Origin of the sequence: Streptomyces sp. CA-288835 (assembly GCF_050936385.1) — a bacterium.
Lineage (GTDB): Bacteria > Actinomycetota > Actinomycetes > Streptomycetales > Streptomycetaceae > Streptomyces.
The window spans coordinates 7,676,464-7,698,084 of the sequence record NZ_JBNJMW010000001.1; the positions used below are offsets into that span (position 1 = coordinate 7,676,464).

The window sequence follows — 21,621 nt, forward strand, 5'->3', positions numbered from 1 at the left end:
CGTGGGCGCGACAGGCCACAACGAACCGCAGCTTGAAACGGCCCAACCCAGCGGAGCGCTTACGCGTCTGGGCGGGGGGCGCACCCCAAAACATGCTCCTTGACCAGCCGACCAATATCGGGATCCCGGCGTTTGAACGCCTCAACCAGCGCCTCGTGCTCCTCCGCATACGACTGCTGCCGCGTGCCGAGCCAGCGGATCGACAGGGCCGTGAACACCTCGATGCCCAGCCCCTCCCAGGTGTGGAGCAGCACGCTGTTCCCGGCCGCCCGCACCATCTCCCGGTGGAAGGCCACGGTGTGCCGCACCTGTGCCTCACCGTCGGCCGCGCGGTCCGCCTCGTACAGCGCCGCGACCTCGGGCTCCAGTGCCGAGGCGTCCTCGGCCAGCCGCTGCGCCGCCAGCTCCGCGGCTATCTGCTCCAGACCGGCCCGTACGGGATAGATCTCCTCCAGGTCGGCCGCCGTCAGGCTCCTGACCCGCACGCCCTTGTTCGGCGCCGACTCGATCAGCCGCAGCGCCTCCAGTTCCCGCAGGGCCTCCCGTACGGGCGTCTGGCTGACCTCCAGCTCCACGGCGATCCGCCGCTCCACGATCCGCTCGCCCGGCTTCCAGCGCCCGCTCACGATGCCGTCCACGATGTGCTCGCGGATCTGTTCGCGCAGCGAGTGGACGACGGGCGCGGTCATGAGGGCTCCTTCGAAAGGGGCGTTGAATCCAATGCTGCGGCCCGAAGGGCCCCGATGAGGGGCGGTGGTCGGGCGGCGGGCGGGACCCGGGGGCGTTGACGTCTAGACAATAAGGCCGATTTCCCGTCTCAGAGGGGCGCGCGGGGGCGCTTCAGCGCAGGTGAGAGAAGCCTTACACGGTGCCGTCGGGCCGCCCGATGTAAAGACCAGGGCGGATGACCCGTACGGATACCCCGTACGGAAACGACGATGCGCCCTCGTCCTCCGCTGAACTCCGCGGAGGACGAGGGCGCGTACGTACGACCGGAGTTACAGGCCGAGCTCGACCTCGAACTCGCCCGCCTCCAGGATCGCCTTGACCGCCGTCAGGTAGCGGGCGGCGTCGGCGCCGTCCACCAGGCGGTGGTCGTAGGAGAGCGTCAGGTACGTCATGTCGCGTACGCCGATGACGGGGCCCTCGTCGGTCTCGATGACGGCCGGACGCTTGACCGTGGCACCGATGCCGAGGATCGCGACCTGACCCGGCGGCACGATGATCGTGTCGAAGAGCGCGCCGCGCGAACCGGTGTTGCTGATGGTGAAGGTCGCGCCGGACAGCTCGTCCGGAGTGATCTTGTTGGCCCGGACCTTGCCCGCCAGGTCGGCGGTGGCCTTGGCGATACCGGCGAGGTTCAGGTTGCCGGCGCCCTTGATGACCGGGGTCATCAGGCCCTTCTCGGAGTCCACCGCGATACCGATGTTCTCGGTGTCGAAGTAGGTGATCGTGCCCTCTTCGACGTTGATCCGGGCGTTGACGGGCGCGTGGGCCTTCAGCGCCTGGGCCGCGGCCTTCACGAAGAACGGCATCGGGGAGAGCTTGACGCCCTCGCGGGCCGCGAACGCGTCCTTGGCCCGGCCGCGCAGCTTCATCAGCCGCGTGACGTCGACCTCGACGACCGAGGACAGCTGGGCCTGCTCGTGCAGGGCCTTGACCATGTTGTCGCCGATGACCTTGCGGATGCGCGGCATCTTGATGGTCTGGCCACGGAGGGGGGAAGCCTCCAGGCTCGGCGCCTTCTTGGCGGCGGCAGCCGGTGCGGCAGCGGCCGGAGCCGGAGCAGCGGCGGCGGCCTTCGCGGCCTCGGCGGCGGCGATGACGTCCTGCTTGCGGATACGGCCGCCGACGCCGGTGCCCTTGACGGTGGCCAGGTCGACGCCGTTCTCGGCGGCGAGCTTGCGCACCAGCGGGGTGACGTACGCGCCCTCGTCGGTGGGCTGCGCGGCGGCGGGGGCAGCCGGAGCCGGAGTGACGGGAGCGGGCGCGGCCGGCGCGGGAGCCGGAGCGGCGGGCTGAGCCGGAGCCGCGGCGGCCGGGGCGGCGGGCGCCGCCGGAGCCGGAGGGGCCGGAGGTGCGGCCGGGGCAGCGGGCTGAGCCGGAGCGGCGGGTGCCGCGGCCGGGGCGGGCTGTGCCGGAGCCGGGGCGGCGGCCGGAGCCGTGCCCGGGGCGCCGATGACGGCGAGCTTGGCGCCGACCTCGGCGGTCTCGTCCTCGGCGACGGTGATCTCGAGCAGCACACCGGAGGTGGGCGCCGGGATCTCGGTGTCGACCTTGTCCGTGGAGACCTCGAGCAGTGGCTCGTCGGCCTCGACGGACTCGCCGACCTCCTTGAGCCAGCGCGTGACGGTGCCCTCGGTGACGGACTCGCCCAGCGCCGGGAGGACCACGTCGGTGCCCTCGGCGGTGCCACCACCGGTGGCGGCCTGAGCGGTCGGGGCCGGAGCCGGAGCGGCGGCCTCGGTGGACGGGGCGGCCTGCGGGGCCGGCTCGGGAGCCGGAGGTGCGGCGACCTCCTCGACGGCCGGGGCCGGGGCGGCAGCGGGGGCACCGGTGCCGTCGTCGATGACGGCCAGCTCGGCGCCGACCTCCACCGTCTCGTCCTCGGCGACCTTGATGGACGCCAGTACGCCGGCGGCGGGCGAGGGGATCTCGGTGTCGACCTTGTCGGTCGACACCTCGAGCAGCGGCTCGTCGGCCTCGACGCGCTCGCCCTCGGCCTTCAGCCAGCGGGTGACAGTGCCCTCGGTGACGCTCTCGCCGAGCGCCGGAAGGGTTACGGAAACCGCCATGGTTTCTGTTGCTCCTTACGAATTGCGGAAGTCTGTGTCGTCGCGCCCGAGGGCTGTCAGTCGTGCGAGTGCAGCGGCTTGCCGGCCAGGGCCAGGTGGGCCTCGCCGAGCGCCTCGTTCTGCGTCGGGTGAGCGTGGATGAGCTGCGCGACCTCGGCGGGCAGCGCCTCCCAGTTGTAGACCAGCTGGGCCTCGCCGACCTGCTCGCCCATGCGGTCGCCGACCATGTGGACGCCGACGACGGCACCGTCCTTGACCTGGACGAGCTTGATCTCGCCCGCGGTCTTGAGGATCTTGCTCTTGCCGTTGCCCGCGAGGTTGTACTTGAGAGCGACGACCTTGTCCGCGCCGTAGACCTCCTTGGCCTTGGCCTCGGTGATGCCGACGGAGGCGACCTCCGGGTGGCAGTACGTCACCCGCGGCACACCGTCGTAGTCGATCGGCACCGTCTTCAGACCGGCGAGACGCTCCGCCACCAGGATGCCCTCGGCGAAGCCGACGTGGGCGAGCTGGAGCGTGGGGACCAGGTCACCGACGGCCGAGATGGTCGGGACGTTCGTGCGCATGTACTCGTCGACCAGGACATAGCCGCGGTCCATCGCGACGCCCTGCTCCTCGTAGCCCAGGCCCTGCGAGACCGGGCCGCGGCCGATGGCGACCAGGAGCACCTCGGCGTCGAAGGTCTTGCCGTCGGCGAGGGTCACACGGACGCCGTCCTGCGTGTACTCGGCCTTCTCGAAGAACGTACCGAGGTTGAACTTGATGCCGCGCTTGCGGAAGGCGCGCTCAAGAAGCTTGGAGCTGTTCTCGTCCTCGACCGGCACGAGGTGCTTGAGGCCCTCGATGACCGTGACGTCCGTACCGAAGGACTTCCAGGCCGAGGCGAACTCGACGCCGATGACGCCGCCGCCGAGGATGATCGCGGACTGCGGTACGCGGTCCAGCGTCAGCGCGTGGTCCGAGGAGATGATGCGGTTGCCGTCGATCTCCAGGCCCGGCAGCGACTTCGGCACGGAGCCGGTCGCCAGGAGGATGTGACGGCCCTGTACGCGCCGGCCGTTCACGTCGACAGAAGTGGGGGAGGACAGCCGGCCCTCGCCCTCGATGTACGTCACCTTGCGGGAGGCGACGAGACCCTGCAGGCCCTTGTAGAGGCCGCTGATCACGTCGTCCTTGTACTTGTGGACGGCCGCGATGTCGATGCCCTCGAAGGTGGCCTTCACGCCGAACTGGTCGGCCTCACGCGCCTGGTCGGCGATCTCGCCGGCGTGCAGCAGGGCCTTCGTGGGGATGCAGCCGTTGTGCAGGCAGGTACCGCCGAGCTTGTTCTTCTCGATCAGGGCGACGTCAAGGCCCAGCTGCGCTCCGCGCAGGGCCGCGGCATAGCCGCCGCTACCGCCGCCGAGGATCACTAGGTCGAAAACGGTGCTGGCGTCGTTCGCCACGTCACGTCCTCCATGCATGTGCGCCGTACGCCGGTCTCCCGACCGGGCGGCGGCTGGTGTCCGGCCGCTCTTTCTTCGGCCCTGTGGTGGGGCCCTGTCCTGCCGAGACCCCATCTTTGCACTTGTCCGCGGGAACGTGGACGCCGGGCCGGTGTGTGAGACGTCAACCTCTATCGTGACGTGCAGGACAGCGCCCCGATAGGGGCGCGGGGAACTGCGCGATCAACCACGGCCGACCCGCAGTCGCGCACCAGCCCGCGCTCCCCGAGCTCTCAGGCGCCCTCAGCCGAGATCCCCCGAAGCCGCCAGCTCGGCAACCCGCACCAACGTGCGCACAGCCGACCCCGTGCCCCCCTTCGGGGTGTAGCCAAAGGGACCGGCGTCGTTGAAGGCCGGGCCCGCAATATCGAGATGGGCCCAGGTGATGCCCTCCCCGACGAACTCCTTCAGGAACAGCCCGGCAACCAGCCCCCCACCCATCCGCTCACCCATGTTGGCAATATCAGCGGTAGGGGAGTCCATCCCCTTCTTCAGGTGATCCGGCAGAGGCATCGGCCACGAAGCCTCACCGGCCTCCTCCGCGGCCTCGACCACAGCGGAGCGGAACGCGTCGTCGTTGGCCATGACACCGAACGTACGGTTGCCCAACGCGAGCATCATCGCGCCCGTCAGCGTCGCCACATCGATGATCGCGTCCGGCTTGTCCTCGGACGCCTTCCACAGCGCGTCGGCGAGGACGAGCCGCCCCTCGGCGTCGGTGTTGAGCACCTCGACGGTCTTGCCGCTGTACATCCGCAGCACATCACCGGGCCGGGTGGCCGACCCCGACGGCATGTTCTCGGCGAGCGCCAGCCAGCCGGTGACGTTCACCTCGAGGCCGAGCCGCGCGGCGGCGACGACGGCCGCGAACACGGCAGCCGCGCCACTCATGTCGCACTTCATCGTCTCGTTGTGGCCCGCGGGCTTCAGCGAGATGCCGCCCGAGTCGTACGTGATGCCCTTGCCGACGAAGGCCAGGTGCTTCTTCGCCTTGGACGAGGTGTACGAGAGCTTCACCAGGCGGGGAGCGGACGCGGAGCCGGCGCCGACGCCGAGGATGCCGCCGTACCCGCCCTTCTCCAGGGCCTTCTCGTCGAGCACCTGCACCTTGATGCCGTGCTCCTTGGCCGCGGCCTGCGTGACGGCGGCGAAGGCCTCCGGGTTCAGGTCGTTCGGCGGGGTGTTGACGAGGTCGCGGGCGCGGTTGAGCTCCTCGCAGACGGCGATGGCGCGCTCGACGGCCGCCTTGTACGCCTTGTCGCGGGGCTTCCCGCCGAGCAGCGCGACCTCGGCGAGCGGGGCCTTGCCGTTCTTCGCGCCCTTCTTGGCGTCCTTGCTGGCGTTCTCCTTGTACACGTCGAAGGAGTACGCCCCGAGCAGCGCGCCCTCGCCGATGGCGCCCGCGTCGGCGGCGTCCGTGACCGGCAGGGCGAACGCGGCCTTCTTCGAGCCGGCCAGCGCGCGGGCGGCGGCACCGGCGGCGCGGCGCAGCGTCTCGGTGCCGAACGAGGCGTCCTTGTCGGGCTGCGCACCGAGACCGACCGCCAGCACGACCGGTGCCTTGAAGCCGGACGGTGCCGGCAGCTTCGTCACCTCGCCCTCGCCGCCGGAGGCGCCGAGGGTCTCCAGAACGCCGGCGAGCCCGCCGTCGTACGCCTTGTCCACGGCCTCCGCGCCCGGTGCGACGACCAGGTCCCCGGACTTGGCGGAGCCGCCCTTGTCGGAGCCGCCCTTGGCGACACCGACGACGATCGCGTCGGCTCGCAGGCCGGGCGCTGCGGCGGTGCTGAGAGTGAGAGCAGTCACGGTGGTGAAATCTCGCTTCCATTGAGTTGCGGGGCCGAGAGGGGTGGCTCGGCCGGGCCCGACGAAGGAGCCTAGGAGACGGCTGATCGGCAGGCTGGACCGGACCGGGGGAGTACCGGACATGAGCCTACGCTCGGTGGCGGGTTTCGCTCATTCCAGCAGCCGTTCATGCCGCCGTGGCGACGTGGCCATTTCTCGGCCCTCACAGGAGATGACTTGAGTCACACTGGCCGCATTCGGTGTGAGTGATCCGCTCTTCGCTTTGCATGATTTCCACGGATCCTCCCTCAGCTGACCACATGAGGATCCGTCAGGGGAGGAAGTCACCGTGCCGCAGAGCGCGCGCAGTTGGAGAACCGTAGCCGTTGGCTTGGCGGCGACGGGCATGCTGGCGCTGGGCCTCGGAGCACCGGGAGCGTCCGCGGCCGAGGTGCCGCGTATCGATCTCCGGGTGCTGGTCGTCGACAACGGTGACAGCCCCGTCGAGGCCATCACCGAGGAACTGAAGAGCACCGGCATCCCGTACACCACGGTCGACCTCGACGACGCGGACCGCCCGACGATCGACGAGGCGTTCCTCAGTGACACAGTGGATGGTGCCCCGCGGGCGAAGTATCAGGGCGTCGTGCTGCCCAACGAGGCGCCGTTCGGGGCGGGTTCGGCCGAGCAGGTCGCCCTGGAGTCGTACGAGCGGACCTTCGGCATCCCCCAGGTCGACGCCTACACCTGGGCGCACCCCGGCGTCGGCCTCGACTACACCAACGAGGGCGGCTGGGCCGGCACGCTCGACGGCCGGGAGGCCTCGGTCACCGAGGCCGGGCAGGCGGGTTATTTCGGCTACCTCGACGGGCCGCTGAAGTTCGAGGACAACTCCGGCTCCATTCAGGAGAGTTACGGGTACGTGGCCCGGCCCCGCGAGGGCTTCACCAGTTACGTCGACATCGCCGTGCCCGGCGGAGAAGGCCGCGGCAGCCTGGTCGGCGAGTACGCCCACGACGGCCGCCGCGAACTCGTCGTGACCTTCGCGTATAACGACGACCAGCAGCAGTTCCGGGTGCTGGCCCGTGGCATCGTCGAATGGCTGACTCAGGGCGTACACCTCGGGCAGAGCAGGAACTACTTTTCCGTCCATGTCGACGACGTCTTCGCCCCCGACAGCCGCTGGGACACCGAACGCAACTGCACACCGGGCGACTTCGACTGCGTCGGGGGTGACGGTGAGGGAACCACACCGATCCGGATGACCGCGGACGACGCGGTGTACGCCGCGCAATGGCAGCAGAGCAGCGACTTCACGCTCGACATGGTCTACAACGCGGGCGCCGGCGAGGAGTGGAAGGCCGAGAACGGCGGCACGGACGCGCTGACCGACCAACTCCTCGCCGACAAGGGCGAGTACCGCTGGATCAACCACACGTACACGCACCCCTTCCTGGGCTGCGTCCAGGACACCAGCACCGTGCCGTGGAGCTGCGCCAAGAACCCCGACGGCACGACCCAGTACATGAGCCGTGCCGAGATCGCGGCGCAGATCAGCGACAACCAGCGGTGGGTGGAGAGCCACGGACTCCCGGTCGACTCCACCGAGTTGGTGACCGGGGAGCACTCGGGTCTGAAGACGCTGCCCCAACAGCCGGACGACAACCCGAACCTCGCGGGCGCCCTCGCCGACACCGGCATCGAGTGGATCGCCTCCGACAACTCACGTGAACCGCAGCAGCGTTCGGTGGGCGCCGCGCTGACCGTGCCGCGCCATCCGATGAACGTGTACTACAACGTCGGTACGGCCGCCGAGATGACCGACGAGTACAACTGGGTCTACACGTCCAAGGCCGACGGCGGCAGCGGCGTCTGCGAGAACAACCCCACGTCCACCTGCCTGGAGGACCCGCTCGACCCGGCCACCGGCTTCGAGTCGTACATCGTCCCCCAGGAGGCCCGTATCGCCCTCGGGCACGCCGTGAACAACGACCCGCGCCCGCACTACGTCCACCAGTCCAACCTGGCCGAGGAGCGGCTGCTCTACCCGGTCCTGGACAAGGTGCTCGTCGACTATCGCGCGCTGTTCGCGGACAACACTCCGCTGGAGAACCCGCGGCAGAGCACGATCGGCGCCGAGTTCAAGCGCCGCGCCGCCTGGCAGCAGGCCGTCGCGGACGGTGACGTCACGGCGTACCGGGTCGGCGACACGGTCACCGTCACGGCCCCGTCCGGGACCGAGATCCCGGTGACAGCGCCGGAGGGCACGCTCAAGCAACTCCCGGGCGGTACGGCCGAGTTCGGCACTCCGTACGCGGGTGAACGCTCGGCCTGGACCACTCCGGAAAGCTCGCAGAACGCCCTCACGCTGAGACTGCCCGCATAACGACGCCCATACGAGTGTCCGCCTGACGAGAGAGCAGCGCAGCGCACAGCAGACGCCCGTCCATCGAGCCGTAGACCTGTTCCAGGGGGAACCCCACGATGACCACCGGCACCACCGGCCGTCATGTCACCCTGCTCACGGAGGGCACGTATCCGCTGGTCCACGGCGGGGTCAGCACCTGGTGCGACCAGCTCGTGAAGGGCATGCCCGAAGTCGAGTTCAACCTCATATCGCTCGCCGGCAGCGGTCGCGAACCCGTGACCTGGGAGCTGCCGTCCAACGTCTACCAGCACATATCCGTACCCCTGTGGGGCAGGCGCCCCGGCTCCCGGCGCCCACCACGCGGGAGCGCCCGCCGCCGCTTCCTCGAGACCTACGAACGGTTCCTGCTGTCCTTCCTCGACCCCGGCGCGCACTGCGACTTCGGCGAGGCGCTCTACGAACTGGCCCAACTCGCCCGCGAGGGAAGGCTGTCGGCGGCCCTGCGCACCGAGGCCGCGCTGCGCTCGCTCATGGCGATATGGACCCTGCCGCATCTGCCGACCGCCGCCGCCCGGCCCACCGTGCACGACGCGCTGACCGCGACCGACCTGCTGGAACACGCGCTGCGCCCGCTCGGCGTACGGCTCCCCGAAGGCTCCGTCTCGCACTCCACGGGAAGCGGCCTCGCCACCCTCCCGGCCCTGGCAGCAAGGGAGTTGGACGGCATCCCCTTCCTGCTCACCGAGCACGGCATCTATCTGCGCGAGCGCTACCTCGGCTACCGCAGCGAGGAACAGCGCTGGCCCGTCAAGGCCTTCATGCTCGGCTTCTACCGCGAGCTGAACACTCTCGGCTACAAATCAGCCGACCTGATCACGCCGTGCAACCAGTACAACCGCCGCTGGGAGGAACGCGGCGGCGCCGACCCCGACAAGATCCGTACCGTCTACAACGGCGTCGACCCGGGCGCCTTCCCGCACGCCGGACCCGAGCCCGAGGTGCCCACGCTCACCTGGTGCGGCCGTATCGACCCCATCAAGGACCTGGAGACACTGATCCGCGCGTACGCCATGGTGCGCGCCGAACTCCCCGAGACCAGGCTGCGGTTGTTCGGTCCCGTGCCGCCCGGGGGAGAGGCGTACAAGACCAAGCTGGAGAAGCTCGCCGCCGAGCTCGGTGTGACGGACGGGATCAGCTTCGAGGGGCGGATCAGCGAGGTGTGGCGCGCGTACGCGGCCGGGCATGTGGTGATGCTGTCGTCGATCTCGGAGGGCTTCCCCTTCTCGATCATCGAGGCCATGTCGTGCGGGCGGACCACGGTCTCCACCGATGTAGGCGGGGTGAAGGAGGCGGTCGGCGACACCGGGTTGGTCGTGCCGCCGCGCGAGCCGGAGAAGATGGCCGCGGCGGCGCTCACCCTCCTCAAGGACGACGAATGGCGCCTGGCAATGGGCCGGTTGGCGCGGCAGCGCGTCATCGACCGGTTCACGCTTCGCCGTTCCGTGGACGCCTTCCGCACCATCTATCACGAGCTCGCGGGCCTGCCCGAGGTGTACGAGCCCACCGTCGAGACCGTCGTCGACTGGACCGCCGAGTTGCGCGACCCCTGGTACCAGGCCGTCGCCACGGACGGGACGGACTGGTGAGCGGTTCGGTCTCGATGCCGCCCGGCGCGCCCCCCGACACCCTGCCCGCCGTACCGCGCCGGCGCCGGCCCAGCTGGGCGGAACCCGACCCGGTGGACGAACTCGCCACGCGCCTCGACGAGTTCATCGCCGCCGCCGTCCACCCCGACGAGATCGCCGCGCTCCTGGAGTCCGACGGCATGTCGGACGACCAGATACGCGAGAAGTACGGCTGCAAGGACTCGTTCTCGCTAGCCGAGGAACTGTACGCACGCGCCGAGCGCCGCCACCCCGAACCGGCGGGTCCGCCCCACGACCCCTGGCGCATAGGCCTGTTGGGCTGCCTGCTCCGAGGCGTCGTCTTCGCGCTGCCCGGACTCGGCTACGTCCTGGGCGGACCTCTCCTCGCCGGGCCCGAGGACGGCCTAAACCTCCCGGCCGGTACGGCGCCGCTGCTGGCCGGCGCTCTGTGCGGCTGGGCCTGGAACCAGGGCCTGGCCCATCGGGCGTACTCCTGGCTGGGGTTGGGCGACCGCACCGCCTCCCGCCGCTCGCTCCTCCTCGGCGCTCCGGCGGGCGCCCTGCTCGGCTCCCTGGTCGCCCTGGCCGTCGCCGCGGATCACCTGGGCGCGGTCGCCTTCGCGGCCGGGCAGTCCTGCTACCTCGGGGCGGCCACCGTGCTGCTGGTGATGGGCCGCGAACGGGCCCTGCTGGCCGCTCTGCTGCCCATGACGGCGGGTGCCTTGGTGGCACTGGCGCGGCCGGTGCCGGACGCCGCGCGGCTGGTTCTGTTGCTGGGCTCGCTGGCGGCGGTGTCGGCGTTGGCGGTGCGTGAAGTGGCTCCGGCGGTACGGGAGTCGGGGGAGGACGGGAAGCGGGTCAGCTGGCGGGCAGGGCTTGCGGCGCTGCTGCCTTTCCGAGGCGACGGGAAGCGATCCCGCCCCGGCGCAGCACCGTGGCTCGGTGCCTCCCTGCCGTACGCCTTCTTCGGGGTGGGTAGCGGCGTACTCGTGGTGTACGTGGCCCTTGGCGACGTCCTCGCCGAGGGCGCCGGTTCGGACGCCGCGATCGCCGCGCCGGCCGCGGTGGCGCTCACGCTGAGCATGGGACCTGCGGAGTGGCTGCTGTACCGGTTTCGCAGCGGCAGCCTCGCCGGGCTGCGCTCCAGCCGTACGTCCCGCGCGTTCTGGCGGATCACGGCGGTCACCCTCGTGAAGTGCCTCAGCGGCTATCTCGCGGCGCTGTTCCTGCTCAGCATCGCCACCGCCGCGCTCTGGCCCGACGCGCCCGGCCTGGGCGGCGTACGGCTCACGGCCCTGCTGCTTCTCGGTGTGGTCCTGTGGACGGGCCTGCTGCTCCAGTCGTTCGGTGCGGTCCTGAGCGCGGCGGTGGTCTGCTGCGCGGCGGGGCTTGCGCAGAGCGTGGCGCTGCTGGTGGACGGTGCGGACCCGCACTTGATCGGCCTCGTGGTGTACGCCACGGCGGCTGGGGTCCTGGCGTCCTTGGTGTGCTGGCTGCTGGGCAGAGCGACGGCCCACCGGTGACGCGTCTGCTGGTCCCGTACTACGAGCACCCGTCCATCCGCCCCGCCGAATGGGAGGCGATCGTCGCCGCGGCGCCCCGCCTTTACGGGGTTGTGCTGAACCCGGCCAGTGGGCCCGGGGAGGTGCCCGATCCGGCGTTCGCGGAGATCGCGCGTCGGCTGCGAGCGGCCGAGGTGCGGGTCTTCGGGTACGTGGACACCGCCTACGGCCGCCGCCCGCGTGCCGAGGTCGCCGCCGACCTGACCCGATACCGCGACTGGTACGGCACGAACGGCGCGTTCCTCGACCAAGTAGCCACCGGGCTGGGCGAGTTCGGCCACTACCAGCGGCTGGCCACGGCCGCTTGGGGTGCGGGCTGCGACACCCTGGTTTTCAACCACGGGGCGCCGCCGCATGTCGCGTACGGCAGGCTGGCCGATGTCCTGGTCACGTTCGAGGGCTCCTGGGAGACGTACCGGACGCTGCGGCCCGAACCCTGGCAGGGCGGTTCGCGCACGCGCCTGTGCCACCTGGTGTACGGAGTGCCGGCGGGCGCCCGTGTGGGCGAGCTGGCGCATGCGCGGGGTGCCACTGTCCACTGCGCGGTATCGGGCATGGGTGCGCACCCGTGGGGGACGCTGCCGCATGCGCTGCGGCTGGGTGAGGGATGATTCGCCCCCGCCGCCCCTACCCGTCCCATACCTAGGGGCTCCGCCCCTAGGACCCCGCTGGGGGCTGCGCCCCCAGACCCCATTTCGGGGCTCCGCCCCGGACCCCGTTCGGGGGCCAGCCCCCGGACCCCCGGTCCTCAAACGCCGGACGGGCTGATTTTGCGCGGCACTCGCCGGAGGGACTGTTGCGCGGCGTCTGGCCGGGGGGACTGTGTTGCGCGGCGCTTCGCCGAAGGGCTGAGCGTGCGCGACGCTTGCCCAAAGCGCGGAGCTTGCGCGGCCATCGCCCGACGGCTGATTGGGGCGGCCGAGCCTTGTCAGCGCAGGCCCGCATCAGTCAGCCCGTCCGGCGTTTGAGGACGAGGCCGCCAGGCCGATAGCGGGGTCTGGGGCGGCAGCCCCAGCGGGGTCCAGGGGCGGAGCCCCAGGTGGGGTTCGGGGCAACGCCCCGAGGATGGGACGGGTAGGGGCGGCGGGGGCGAGAAAAACCCCGCCCTCAGCCCAGCACCAGAACGACCAGCGCAGCCGTCGCCGCCGCCTCCGCCAGCGCGCCGAACACGTCCCCCGTGACACCGCCGAGGCGGCGGACACAGCGCCGCAGCAGAAGCTCGGCCACCGCACAGCCGACGAGTACGGCGAGCGCGCCGCGCACGACGCCGTACATCCCGCCGTATGCCCCCAGGAACGCACCGACGGCCGTGACAACGCCCCCCACGAGCAACGCCCCCCGCAGGGGAACCGTCCCCGAGACGGCCGCGCCCAGCCCCTCCGGCCGAGCCGCAGGCGTCCCGGCCCGAGCGCCAAGCGTCAGCGCAAGCCGCGCAACTGTCGCCGAAACGACGGCCGCGAACATGCCGCCGACCCAGGAAGCCCCGTACGCCTGGGAAAGAGCGGCCACCTGCGCCAGCAGCACGAAAAGCAGGGTGATGACCCCGAACGGCCCGATATCCGACTGCTTCATGACCCGCAACGCGTCCCCCGCAGGCTTCCCGCTGCCAAGCCCGTCCGCCGTATCAGCAAGCCCATCGAGATGGAGCCCGCGCGTGAGCACGGCGGGCACCGCGACGGTGGCCACGGCGGCAAGCAGCGGACCGGCGCCCAGGAGCAGCAACAGCCCGCCCACCACGGCCGCGCACAGCCCGACGGCCAGCCCCGCGACGGGCGCGCAGAGCATGCCCGCCCGGGCGGCCTCACGGTCCCAACGGGACACCGCGACGGGAAACACGGTGAGCGTGCCGAACGCGAACCGGAGGCCGTCCGGCCAGGGAGTCCCGGACGCCCCGGAAGCCCCGGATGCCCCGGATGCCCCGGAAATCCCGGAGGCCCCAGCCATCCCGGACGCCTCGGACGCAGGCTGCTTCTCCGGCTCGTTCTCGGAGTCGTACACGGGTTCGTTCTCCGGCTTGGACACGCGCCGCAGAGTACGGCACAGCAGGCAGCGGCCCCGATCCGGTCGCAGGATGGGGACATGGGTGACTGGTGGTACCGGAACATCTACGAGCCGGGGAAACTCCCCCTGCTACTGGCGCTCGCCGCGTTCGTGCTCACCTTCGTGATCACGCGGGTCATCACCCGGCTCATCCGCGCGGGCAAAGGTCCGTTCGGCAACGTCAAGACCGGCGGCGTACACGTCCACCACGTCGTCCCCGGAGTGATCCTGACCGTCGTCGGCGGCTTCGGCTCCGTGGCGGGCGGAGGGCACGGCTTCGGCTCGGGTCTGTGCGCGGTCCTCTTCGGGATGGGCGTGGGCCTGGTGCTCGACGAGTTCGCGCTGATCCTGCATCTCGACGACGTCTACTGGAGCGAGCAGGGCCGCAAGAGCGTCGAGGTCGTGGCGGTCACGGCGGCGCTGGTCGGCCTGGTTCTCCTCGGCTTCGTACCGTTCGGCGTCAACGACCTCAACGAGAACGAACTCCAGGACCGCGGTGCCGCCATCAGCACCGTGGCGGGAAACTTCCTCATCGCCCTGCTCGCCCTCGCCAAGGGCAAGGCCCGTCTCGCGATCTTCGGCGTGATCGTCCCGCTTATCGCCCTGATCGGCGCCGTCCGCCTGGCCCGCCCCGGCTCCCCTTGGGCCAAACGCTTCTACCGCAACCGCCCCCGCGCCCGAGCCAGATCAAGCCTCCGCGCCTACCGCCACGACCGCCGCTGGTCCGTCCCCCGCCGCAAACTGGAGGACTGGATCGGCGGCAGACCGGACCCGACCCCGAAGCGGCTCACCGAAAGTTAGGCGGACTTCCCGAAGACAGGGTGCGGCACCGCGCCCCCAGGGAGGCCGCAGGCCCCGTTAGGGGCGCGGGGAACTGCGCGACCAGCCACAACGGACCCGCAGTTTCGAAACTGCCTAACCCAGCGGAGCGGCGCGCTCAGGATCCTCCGGGTCCTCCAACCCCTTCGGCTCCTCAGCCTCCGGCATTTCCGGCAGCTCAGCAGCCAGCGCAGCCGCCGCCTGAACCAGCGGCAGAGCCAGCAGCGCCCCCGCGCCCTCGCCCACCGTGACCCCATGGTCAAGCAGCGGCTCAAGGGCCATCCGATCAAGGGCCTTCGCCTGCGCCGGCTCCCCGCTGCTCTGCCCCGCAAGCCACCAGTCCGGCGCACGGAAAGCAACCCGCTGACCCACCAACGCGCACGCAGCCGAGACAACGCCATCAAGAATCACTGGCGTCTTCCGCACCGCACTCTGCAACAGAAAACCAGTCATCGCGGCAAGATCCGCCCCGCCCACCGTCGCAAGCAGCTGCAACTGATCCCCGAGCACAGGCCGCGCCCGCCGCAGCGCGTCCCGTACGGCCGCACACTTACGCATCCACGCCAGGTCATCGATCGCCCGCCCACCGCGCCCGGTGACCACGGACGCATCGGTCCCGCACAGCGCAGCGATCAGCACGGCCGCAGCCGTCGTCCCGCCCACACTCACATCCCCGAGGACGACCAGATCGGTCCCGGAGTCCGCCTCCGCGTCCGCGAGAGCGACCCCCGCCCGGAACGCCGCCTCCGCCTCCTCGAGGGTCAGCGCGTCCTCCACGTCGATCCGCCCGGAGCCACGCCGCACCCGATGCCGTACGACCTCGTCGGGCAGCGAGTCCGGCTCGCAGTCGAGCGCCATGTCGACCACCCGTACGGGCACGCCCAGCCGCCGGGCCAGCACCGCGCCAGGGCTCGCGCCGTCGAGTACGGCCCGCACCAGCTGGTCCGCACTGCCGGGCGGCCGTGCGGAGACACCGAGTTCGGCCACCCCGTGGTCACCCGCGAACAACAGCACACGCGGACGCTCGATCGCCCGCACCGGCACGGCCGACTGCGCGGCCGCCAGCCACTCACCCAGTTCGTCGAGGCGCCCGAGGGACCCAGGCGGCACGATCTGCCGCTCCCGGCGCGCCTCGGCGTCACGGCGCACCCCGCCGTCGGGACGCTCGATCAGATCGGAGAAGTCGTCGAGATTAAGCGAGCTCATTCGCCGAACAGTACCGGCAGCGTCCGCAGCCGACCTTGGACGGTCCGCCCGTACGACATGGCCCCCGGCCAGCACCGTCAACACCCTTGTTGCAGCACGTGAGGAGACGACTCCGCAACGTCATTGCATCGGCAGGGGTGATCCCATACGTTCCGGTTTGCACCGGATGTTCCGCCCGTACGGGTCGTACCGCGCCGTTCCTTCCCCGCAGGAGCACCTCATGCTGCCCACCACACCCCAGACCAGCGCCTCACATCGTGCCGCCCACCGCGCCACGTATCCCACCGAACTCGCCCTGGAAACCGGTGAGTTCCACGAACCCCGCAGACCCGACTGCCCCTGGTGCGGCTCACGGCGGCTGCGCACCCTGCTGCGTACGCCGGACCTGCTCCAGCACAAGCCCGGCACCTTCGTCCTCGAGGAATGCCAGGACTGCGCCCACGTCTTCCAGAACCCCCGCCTCACCGCCGAGGGCCTGGCCTACTACCAGCGGGACTTCCCCCACGAAACCCTGCCGGTACGCATCCTCCGCACCCGGTCCGGACGCGGACGTCACCTCGCCGTGGCCCGCGCGATGCTTCCGTATCCCGAGCCCGAGAGCTGGCTGGACGTCGGCACCGGATACGGCCGGTTCCCGGCCGCCGCCAGGGAGGTGCACCCGTACACGGCCTTCGACGGGACCGACCTGGGTGCACGCGTCGAGCGGGCGCGGGCGCTGGGCCGTATCGAGGAGGCGTACCGCGGCCGGCTGCCCGACCTCGTGGACCGGCTGCGGGCCCGTTACGACGTGGTGAGCATGCTCCACCACCTGGAACACAGCCCCGACCCGCGCGAGGAACTGCGCGCCGCGCTCGCCGTACTCCGGCCCGGCGGGCATCTGCTGGTCGAAGTCCCGGACCCCGGCTGCGCGTTCGGCCCGCTGCTCGGCAAGTGGTGGCTGTCGTACGGGCAGCCACGGCACCTGCACCTCGTGCCGCTGAGCAACCTGCTCGGCGAACTCGACGCGCTGGGCTGCACGGTGGTCTGCGTCGACCGGCGCGCGCCGCACGTCCCGTACGACCTCACCGGAGCGCTTGCGCTCCGCTCGGCCGGCCGTTTCGCACCTGCGCTGGCCGTTCCCTTCACCCTGGACCACGCGCTCGCCCCGCTGCTGCGCCGCACCCGCTTCTCCAACGCGTACCGCGTGATCGCCCGGCGCTGAGCCGTGCCCCGCCCCTCACCCCCGCAACGCCACCGCCTGCCCCGCCACCACCAACAAAACGTGCTCGCACTCCGCCGCGAACCCCGCGTTCAACCGCCCCAGCTCATCCCGGTAACGGCGGCCGGAAGGCGTCGCCGGGACGATCCCCGACCCCACCTCGTTGGAGACGGCCACGACGGTGCGGCGGGTCACCCGGACCGCGGACGTCAGCTCTTCGACCCGCGCCCGTAGGGCGGTCTCGCCCCCGCCCGCCCACTCGTCGTCGTCCCAGGCGTCGACGGAGTCCATCGCATCCGTCAGCCACAGCGACAGGCAGTCGATGAGCAGCGGCGGGCCGTCCTCCTTCAGCAGCGGTACGAGGTCGCAGGTCTCGGCGGTACGCCAGGAACCGGGGCGCCGCTCACGATGGGCGCTCACCCGGGCCGCCCACTCGCCGTCCCCGTCGCGGGTGCCACCGGTCGCCACGTACAGCACATCCGGGAAGGCCTCCAGCCGCCGTTCCGCCTCCACGGACTTCCCGGACCGCGCCCCGCCGAGGACCAGCGTCCGGCGCGGTACGTCGGGGACGTCCTCGTACACCCCGACGGTCAGCGTCGTACCGTCCGGAACCGCCCGCGCCCCCGCCGCCGCGAGCCGCCGCCGCAACTCCGGACCCGGCGGCACATCGTGGTCGACATGCACCGCGATCACATCGGTCGCGGGCCCGGCGGCCCCGGCCGCACGCAACCGGGCCAGCGCGTCCGGCCGCCCGAGCACATCGGCGACGACCATGTCGTACGACTCGTCCGCCGCTTCGCCCGTAACCTCGAGCCCCGCGGGCGCGGCCCCCGGCGGCAGATACAGCAGCCGCTGTCCGTCGGGCCCGGTCACCAGGTACCCCGTCCCGGGCGCGTCCAGCGCCACCGCCCGCACCCGGTGCCCGGTGAGCAGCGCCAGCTCCCGCCCGTCCGGCACCCGCCCTGGCTGCGGCAGCCCCGCGGGCACTTCGACCGCCGGCCCGTCGTGCGGATGCGACAACAGCACCTGCCGTACACCGGCCAGCGACCGCCCCACCCGGGCAGCCGCGAACGCCGCCCCAGGAGTCAGGTCGAGCAACAACGTGCCGTCGACGAGAACGGCGGTGGCGGCCCGCGCATCCCGCCCGAGCGCGGCCGCGCAGGCGGCACACGGGCAACCGGGGCGGGGCAGGCCATCGGGAGCACCGGTCCCGAGCAGAGTGATGTCCACGGGGTTGATTTTTCCGCCTCGGCCACCGCATGCGCGACAGGGGTCCCTTGAGAGTCTCCTTGGAGACGCACCCTGACAGTCTCCATGGAGACGCACCCTTTGGAGGCCCGAACCCCGAACCCGCGGCGGAGCGCCTAGTCTGGGCCGTAACCCGATCTTGCTCGGTACTGGTTAGGTACTGGTTCGGTACTTGGGAGGCGACATGGCGGCATGGACGTGGCGGTTCGAGAAGGCCGACGGGGCGGAGGTCCAGCCCGCGGTACAGCCCGAGGAGTTCACCACGCAGGGCGACGCCGAGTCCTGGCTCGGTGAGCACTGGAAGGCGCTGGCCGACGGGGGAGCGGACCAGGTCCGGCTGTTCGAGGACGCCACGGAGATCTACGGCCCGATGAGCCTGCACGCGGAGGCCTCTTCGTAGAGTCGCCTCTTCGCAGAGTCGTAGACGAAGATTCGTAGACGTACCGCGATCAGCAAAGTGGCCGCGACCGTACGAATGGTCGCGGCCACCAGCGCTTCAAGGTGCCCCAGGTTCCGCAGGTGCCCTCAGCCCCGCACCCCGCACAAGTGCAGCAACGCCGCCACCCCCCGATACGGATCCGTCCGCCCCGCCCGCTCCTCGGCGGCCAGCAGCGCCTCCACGTTGTCCGGAACGGGCGCGTCGTCCGCGGCCAGGTCCGTGAAGACCCGCACCCCGTACCAGGCGTGCAACGGCGCCCCGATCCCGGCCAGCGTGCCGGTGAGCGCGTCGAGCCGGTCCGCGCGTACGTCGAGGCCGAGTCGGTTCGTGTACGCGCTGGTGCCGAACGCGGCCAGTGCTCCGGCCCAGTCACCGGCGAGGCCGGGCCGCATCGCGAGGGCGTCGCCGTTCCGTACGAGCAGCGAGAGCAGTCCGCCGGGGGCCAGCATCCGGGCCAGGCCTGCGACCAGGGCGTCGGGTTCCTCGACGTACATGAGCACGCCGTGGCACAGCACCACATCGAAACTGCCCGGCAGGAAGTGGACGCCGGTCTCCCGCCCGTCCCCCTCGAAGAGCCGCACCCGGCTGCGTATCCCCTCCGGCTCGGCGGCGAGCGCCTCGCGGGCCGTCGCGACCATCTTCGGGTCCTGCTCGAGCCCGGTGACCTTGTGCCCGGCCCGCGCCAGGCGGAGCGCCTGGGTGCCCTGGCCCATGCCCACGTCGAGCACCCGCAGCCGCTGCCCCACAGGGAACCGCCCGGCTATCTGCTCATCGAGCTGCCGGGCGACCAGTTCCTGCCGTACGACATCCCGTAATCCGCCGAGCTTGCTCAGCCAGGCATCCGCCGCACCACCCGCGAAAGCCTGCGCGCTCAGGGCCGCTCTCCGCGCTTGACCTGCGGCTTCGGCAGCCGGAGGCGACGCATCTGGAGGCTGCGCATCAGCGCGTAGGCGACGGCGCCGCGCTTGGACTCGTCCGGGAGGCGCTCGTTCAGCTGCCGCTTCAGGCGGATCGCGATGCCGATCGAGTCGACCACGATCATCACGATGACGAAGAGCCACAGCAGCAGAGCGATGTTCTGCAGCTGCGGGATCTGCACCATGCTCAGTACGAGGATGACCACGGCCATCGGCAGGAAGAACTCGGCGACGCAGAACCGCGAGTCGACGAAGTCGCGCGCGTACTTCCGCACCGGGCCCTTGTCGCGGGCGGGCAGATAGCGCTCGTCGCCGCTGGCCAGCGCCTCGCGCTGTTTCGCAAGGGCGGCACGGCGGTCCTCACGCTGCCGCTTGGCCGCCTCCTTACGGTTCGTCGGCGTATGGGCGACGCTGCGGCGCTGGGACTGGGCCTCACTGCGCTTGGGCGTGGGCCGACCCTTGGGGGCCTGCGGGTCGCGGGGCTGCTTGGAGTCGGTCACCGGCGCCTTGTCGGCGAGGGCCTTCTCTTCCTTGGCACGGCTACGGAACACAAAACCCAAGGGTAAGGGGTCACCAGGCATGGACCACAGTCCTGCGGGGAACGATCCGGCAACACCGGTCGTCTGTAGGGGCACAGGGGGGACACAGAGAGGGCGTTGCCGACGGTTCGCCCCCAGTGCGCCTGAGGTAATCCCGACCTTGTCCCGTACCTAACCCTGGGAGGCATCTACTCCCTACGCCGGATCGGTGCCGAACACAGTCGTCCTTGGGGATGAGCGCATCCGTCCCCGAACAGTGCGGTAATGGATGCAGAGCCCGTACCGTGGGTTCTGTTGCAGTCGCTGGAGCTGGAGTCCGTCAGAAGGGGGCGCGCGAAGCCCATGAGCGGTGTCATGAAGCGTATGGGGATGATCTTCCGCGCGAAGGCGAACAAGGCCCTTGACCGGGCCGAGGACCCGCGCGAAACCCTCGACTACTCGTACCAGAAGCAGCTGGAGCTGCTGCAGAAGGTGCGCCGCGGAGTCGCCGATGTGGCGACCTCCCGCAAGCGCCTGGAGCTGCAGCTCAACCAGCTCCAGAGCCAGTCCTCGAAGCTGGAGGACCAGGGCCGCAAGGCCCTCGCTCTCGGCCGCGAGGACCTGGCGCGTGAGGCGCTGTCGCGCCGTGCCGCGCTCCAGCAGCAGGTCACGGACCTGGAGACGCAGCACCAGACCCTCCAGGGAGAGGAGGAGAAGCTCACGCTCGCCGCGCAGCGGCTGCAGGCCAAGGTCGACGCCTTCCGTACGAAGAAGGAGACCATCAAGGCCACGTACACCGCGGCCCAGGCGCAGACCAGGATCGGCGAGGCCTTCTCCGGGATCTCCGAGGAGATGGGCGACGTCGGCCTGGCCATACAGCGCGCCGAGGACAAGACGGCGCAGCTTCAGGCCCGCGCCGGCGCCATCGACGAACTGCTCGCCTCCGGTGCCCTCGACGACTCCTCCGGGCTGGCCAAGGACGACATTCAGAGCGAGCTGGACCGTCTCTCCGGCGGCACGGACGTGGAGCTGGAACTCCAGCGCATGAAGGCGGAGCTGGCCGGCCCCTCCTCGCCCCAGCAGGCGATCGAGGGCGGCACGGGCAATACTTCGGGGCAGGCGCAGTCCCAGGACCAGTCGCAGTCAGGGTCACAGGACCAGCCTCGGGACACCCCGCGCTTCGACAAGCAGTGAGTCCCACGCCGTAGCAGTCCCACGCCTTGAGGAGGGCGTCGTGATCGTACGGATCATGGGGGAGGGACAGGTGAAGCTGGACAACGCCCACTTCGCCGAACTGAACAAGCTGGACGACGAACTCCTCGCGGAGATGGAGTCCGGCGACGAAGAGGGCTTCCGGCGCACGCTGGGAGCACTCCTCGAAGCAGTACGCCGCCTGGGCACCCCCCTCCCCGACGACACCCTGGAACCCTCGGAGCTCATCCTCCCGTCCCCCGGCGCAACCCTGGAGGAAGTCAGGGAGATGCTGACCGAGGACGGCCTGATTCCGGGTTGAGCAGCTTGGCTTTCGACTGAGCGGGCGGTCGCTGGACCGCGCTCCCTGTGGCGGGGCGCAGCCCCTGCCACAGGGGCGCGGGG

Annotated in this window: 18 protein-coding genes; 9 read left to right on the forward strand and 9 right to left on the reverse strand. The window is 70.9% G+C overall.

What is annotated here, in order from left to right:
* Positions 1-59: 59 nt before the first annotated feature.
* The 4 genes from ACQEVY_RS34630 to ACQEVY_RS34645 form a co-directional block, all read right to left on the reverse strand.
* Positions 60-689 carry a GntR family transcriptional regulator gene (locus tag ACQEVY_RS34630; RefSeq protein WP_432953305.1) on the reverse strand — a complete coding sequence of 210 codons (630 nt, stop codon included), beginning with the start codon at positions 687-689 and terminating at the stop codon, positions 60-62.
* A 309-nt stretch (positions 690-998) separates the two neighbouring features.
* The gene (gene sucB / locus ACQEVY_RS34635) at positions 999-2,795 is read right to left on the reverse strand and encodes a 2-oxoglutarate dehydrogenase, E2 component, dihydrolipoamide succinyltransferase (protein WP_432953306.1); all 1,797 of its coding nucleotides are present in this window, start codon (positions 2,793-2,795) and stop codon (positions 999-1,001) included.
* Positions 2,796-2,851: 56 nt separating this feature from the next.
* The gene (lpdA, locus tag ACQEVY_RS34640; protein ID WP_388678223.1) at positions 2,852-4,240 is read right to left on the reverse strand and encodes a dihydrolipoyl dehydrogenase; all 1,389 of its coding nucleotides are present in this window, start codon (positions 4,238-4,240) and stop codon (positions 2,852-2,854) included.
* A 282-nt stretch (positions 4,241-4,522) separates the two neighbouring features.
* Entirely contained in the window at positions 4,523-6,085 is a 1,563-nt protein-coding gene (locus ACQEVY_RS34645; protein WP_432953307.1) for a leucyl aminopeptidase, read from the reverse strand.
* A 385-nt stretch (positions 6,086-6,470) separates the two neighbouring features.
* On the opposite strand from ACQEVY_RS34645, the gene ACQEVY_RS34650 reads away from it, so the two are divergent.
* The 4 genes from ACQEVY_RS34650 to ACQEVY_RS34665 all read left to right on the forward strand — a co-directional run bounded on the left by ACQEVY_RS34650 (position 6,471) and on the right by ACQEVY_RS34665 (position 12,251).
* Positions 6,471-8,450: a hypothetical protein gene (locus ACQEVY_RS34650; RefSeq protein WP_432955565.1), complete on the forward strand. Its 1,980-nt coding sequence runs from the start codon at positions 6,471-6,473 to the stop codon at positions 8,448-8,450.
* Between the two features lie 98 nt (positions 8,451-8,548).
* Positions 8,549-10,078 (forward strand): GT4 family glycosyltransferase PelF, encoded by a 1,530-nt coding sequence (gene pelF, locus ACQEVY_RS34655; RefSeq protein ID WP_432953308.1) that lies wholly within the window; start codon positions 8,549-8,551, stop codon positions 10,076-10,078.
* On the forward strand, positions 10,075-11,601 hold the full coding sequence (locus ACQEVY_RS34660; RefSeq protein WP_432953309.1) for a hypothetical protein: 1,527 nt from the start codon (positions 10,075-10,077) through the stop codon (positions 11,599-11,601). Before pelF ends, ACQEVY_RS34660 begins: the two co-directional genes overlap by 4 nt.
* Positions 11,598-12,251, forward strand: a complete 654-nt coding sequence (locus tag ACQEVY_RS34665) for a spherulation-specific family 4 protein (protein WP_432953310.1) — start codon at positions 11,598-11,600, stop codon at positions 12,249-12,251. Before ACQEVY_RS34660 ends, ACQEVY_RS34665 begins: the two co-directional genes overlap by 4 nt.
* 496 nt (positions 12,252-12,747) lie before the next feature.
* Here ACQEVY_RS34665 and ACQEVY_RS34670 read toward each other — a convergent pair whose 3' ends face one another.
* Positions 12,748-13,584 (reverse strand): adenosylcobinamide-GDP ribazoletransferase, encoded by an 837-nt coding sequence (locus ACQEVY_RS34670; RefSeq protein WP_432955566.1) that lies wholly within the window; start codon positions 13,582-13,584, stop codon positions 12,748-12,750.
* Positions 13,585-13,719: 135 nt separating this feature from the next.
* Between ACQEVY_RS34670 and ACQEVY_RS34675 the strand changes: the two genes are divergently transcribed.
* Positions 13,720-14,481, forward strand: coding sequence for a hypothetical protein (locus tag ACQEVY_RS34675; protein WP_432953311.1), 762 nt, complete (start codon positions 13,720-13,722; stop codon positions 14,479-14,481).
* 114 nt (positions 14,482-14,595) lie between these two features.
* Here ACQEVY_RS34675 and cobT read toward each other — a convergent pair whose 3' ends face one another.
* A complete protein-coding gene (gene cobT, locus ACQEVY_RS34680; protein WP_432953312.1) occupies positions 14,596-15,705 on the reverse strand; it encodes a nicotinate-nucleotide--dimethylbenzimidazole phosphoribosyltransferase in 1,110 nt (369 codons plus the stop codon).
* A 220-nt stretch (positions 15,706-15,925) separates the two neighbouring features.
* Between cobT and ACQEVY_RS34685 the strand changes: the two genes are divergently transcribed.
* The gene (locus ACQEVY_RS34685; protein ID WP_432953313.1) at positions 15,926-16,906 is read left to right on the forward strand and encodes a class I SAM-dependent methyltransferase; all 981 of its coding nucleotides are present in this window, start codon (positions 15,926-15,928) and stop codon (positions 16,904-16,906) included.
* A gap of 15 nt (positions 16,907-16,921) precedes the next feature.
* Here ACQEVY_RS34685 and ACQEVY_RS34690 read toward each other — a convergent pair whose 3' ends face one another.
* Positions 16,922-18,133, reverse strand: a complete 1,212-nt coding sequence (locus ACQEVY_RS34690; protein WP_432953314.1) for a bifunctional adenosylcobinamide kinase/adenosylcobinamide-phosphate guanylyltransferase — start codon at positions 18,131-18,133, stop codon at positions 16,922-16,924.
* A gap of 202 nt (positions 18,134-18,335) precedes the next feature.
* On the opposite strand from ACQEVY_RS34690, the gene ACQEVY_RS34695 reads away from it, so the two are divergent.
* Complete coding sequence (locus ACQEVY_RS34695) at positions 18,336-18,551, forward strand: hypothetical protein (protein WP_165339726.1); 216 nt, start codon at positions 18,336-18,338, stop codon at positions 18,549-18,551.
* A gap of 125 nt (positions 18,552-18,676) precedes the next feature.
* Here ACQEVY_RS34695 and ACQEVY_RS34700 read toward each other — a convergent pair whose 3' ends face one another.
* Together ACQEVY_RS34700 and ACQEVY_RS34705 are read right to left on the reverse strand one after the other, a co-directional pair.
* Positions 18,677-19,423 carry a class I SAM-dependent methyltransferase gene (locus tag ACQEVY_RS34700; protein WP_432955567.1) on the reverse strand — a complete coding sequence of 249 codons (747 nt, stop codon included), beginning with the start codon at positions 19,421-19,423 and terminating at the stop codon, positions 18,677-18,679.
* A 38-nt stretch (positions 19,424-19,461) separates the two neighbouring features.
* Positions 19,462-20,088 carry a DUF3043 domain-containing protein gene (locus tag ACQEVY_RS34705; RefSeq protein ID WP_432953315.1) on the reverse strand — a complete coding sequence of 209 codons (627 nt, stop codon included), beginning with the start codon at positions 20,086-20,088 and terminating at the stop codon, positions 19,462-19,464.
* 300 nt (positions 20,089-20,388) lie between these two features.
* On the opposite strand from ACQEVY_RS34705, the gene ACQEVY_RS34710 reads away from it, so the two are divergent.
* Complete coding sequence (locus ACQEVY_RS34710; protein ID WP_432953316.1) at positions 20,389-21,219, forward strand: PspA/IM30 family protein; 831 nt, start codon at positions 20,389-20,391, stop codon at positions 21,217-21,219.
* 40 nt (positions 21,220-21,259) lie between these two features.
* Complete coding sequence (gene pspAA, locus ACQEVY_RS34715; RefSeq protein WP_432953317.1) at positions 21,260-21,538, forward strand: PspA-associated protein PspAA; 279 nt, start codon at positions 21,260-21,262, stop codon at positions 21,536-21,538.
* Positions 21,539-21,621 lie beyond the last annotated feature (83 nt).

What these genes read in the sequence shown, in the direction of transcription:
- ACQEVY_RS34630 (WP_432953305.1), bottom strand. Translation starts at nt 689, where the DNA reads ATGACCGCGCCCGTCGTCCACTCGCTGCGCGAACAGATCCGCGAGCAC.
- sucB (WP_432953306.1), bottom strand. Translation starts at nt 2,795, where the DNA reads ATGGCGGTTTCCGTAACCCTTCCGGCGCTCGGCGAGAGCGTCACCGAG.
- ACQEVY_RS34650 (WP_432955565.1), top strand. Translation starts at nt 6,471, where the DNA reads ATGCTGGCGCTGGGCCTCGGAGCACCGGGAGCGTCCGCGGCCGAGGTG.
- pelF (WP_432953308.1), top strand. Translation starts at nt 8,549, where the DNA reads ATGACCACCGGCACCACCGGCCGTCATGTCACCCTGCTCACGGAGGGC.
- ACQEVY_RS34670 (WP_432955566.1), bottom strand. Translation starts at nt 13,584, where the DNA reads ATGGCTGGGGCCTCCGGGATTTCCGGGGCATCCGGGGCATCCGGGGCT.
- ACQEVY_RS34675 (WP_432953311.1), top strand. Translation starts at nt 13,720, where the DNA reads ATGGGTGACTGGTGGTACCGGAACATCTACGAGCCGGGGAAACTCCCC.
- cobT (WP_432953312.1), bottom strand. Translation starts at nt 15,705, where the DNA reads ATGAGCTCGCTTAATCTCGACGACTTCTCCGATCTGATCGAGCGTCCC.
- ACQEVY_RS34685 (WP_432953313.1), top strand. Translation starts at nt 15,926, where the DNA reads ATGCTGCCCACCACACCCCAGACCAGCGCCTCACATCGTGCCGCCCAC.
- ACQEVY_RS34695 (WP_165339726.1), top strand. Translation starts at nt 18,336, where the DNA reads ATGGCGGCATGGACGTGGCGGTTCGAGAAGGCCGACGGGGCGGAGGTC.
- ACQEVY_RS34705 (WP_432953315.1), bottom strand. Translation starts at nt 20,088, where the DNA reads ATGCCTGGTGACCCCTTACCCTTGGGTTTTGTGTTCCGTAGCCGTGCC.
- ACQEVY_RS34710 (WP_432953316.1), top strand. Translation starts at nt 20,389, where the DNA reads ATGAGCGGTGTCATGAAGCGTATGGGGATGATCTTCCGCGCGAAGGCG.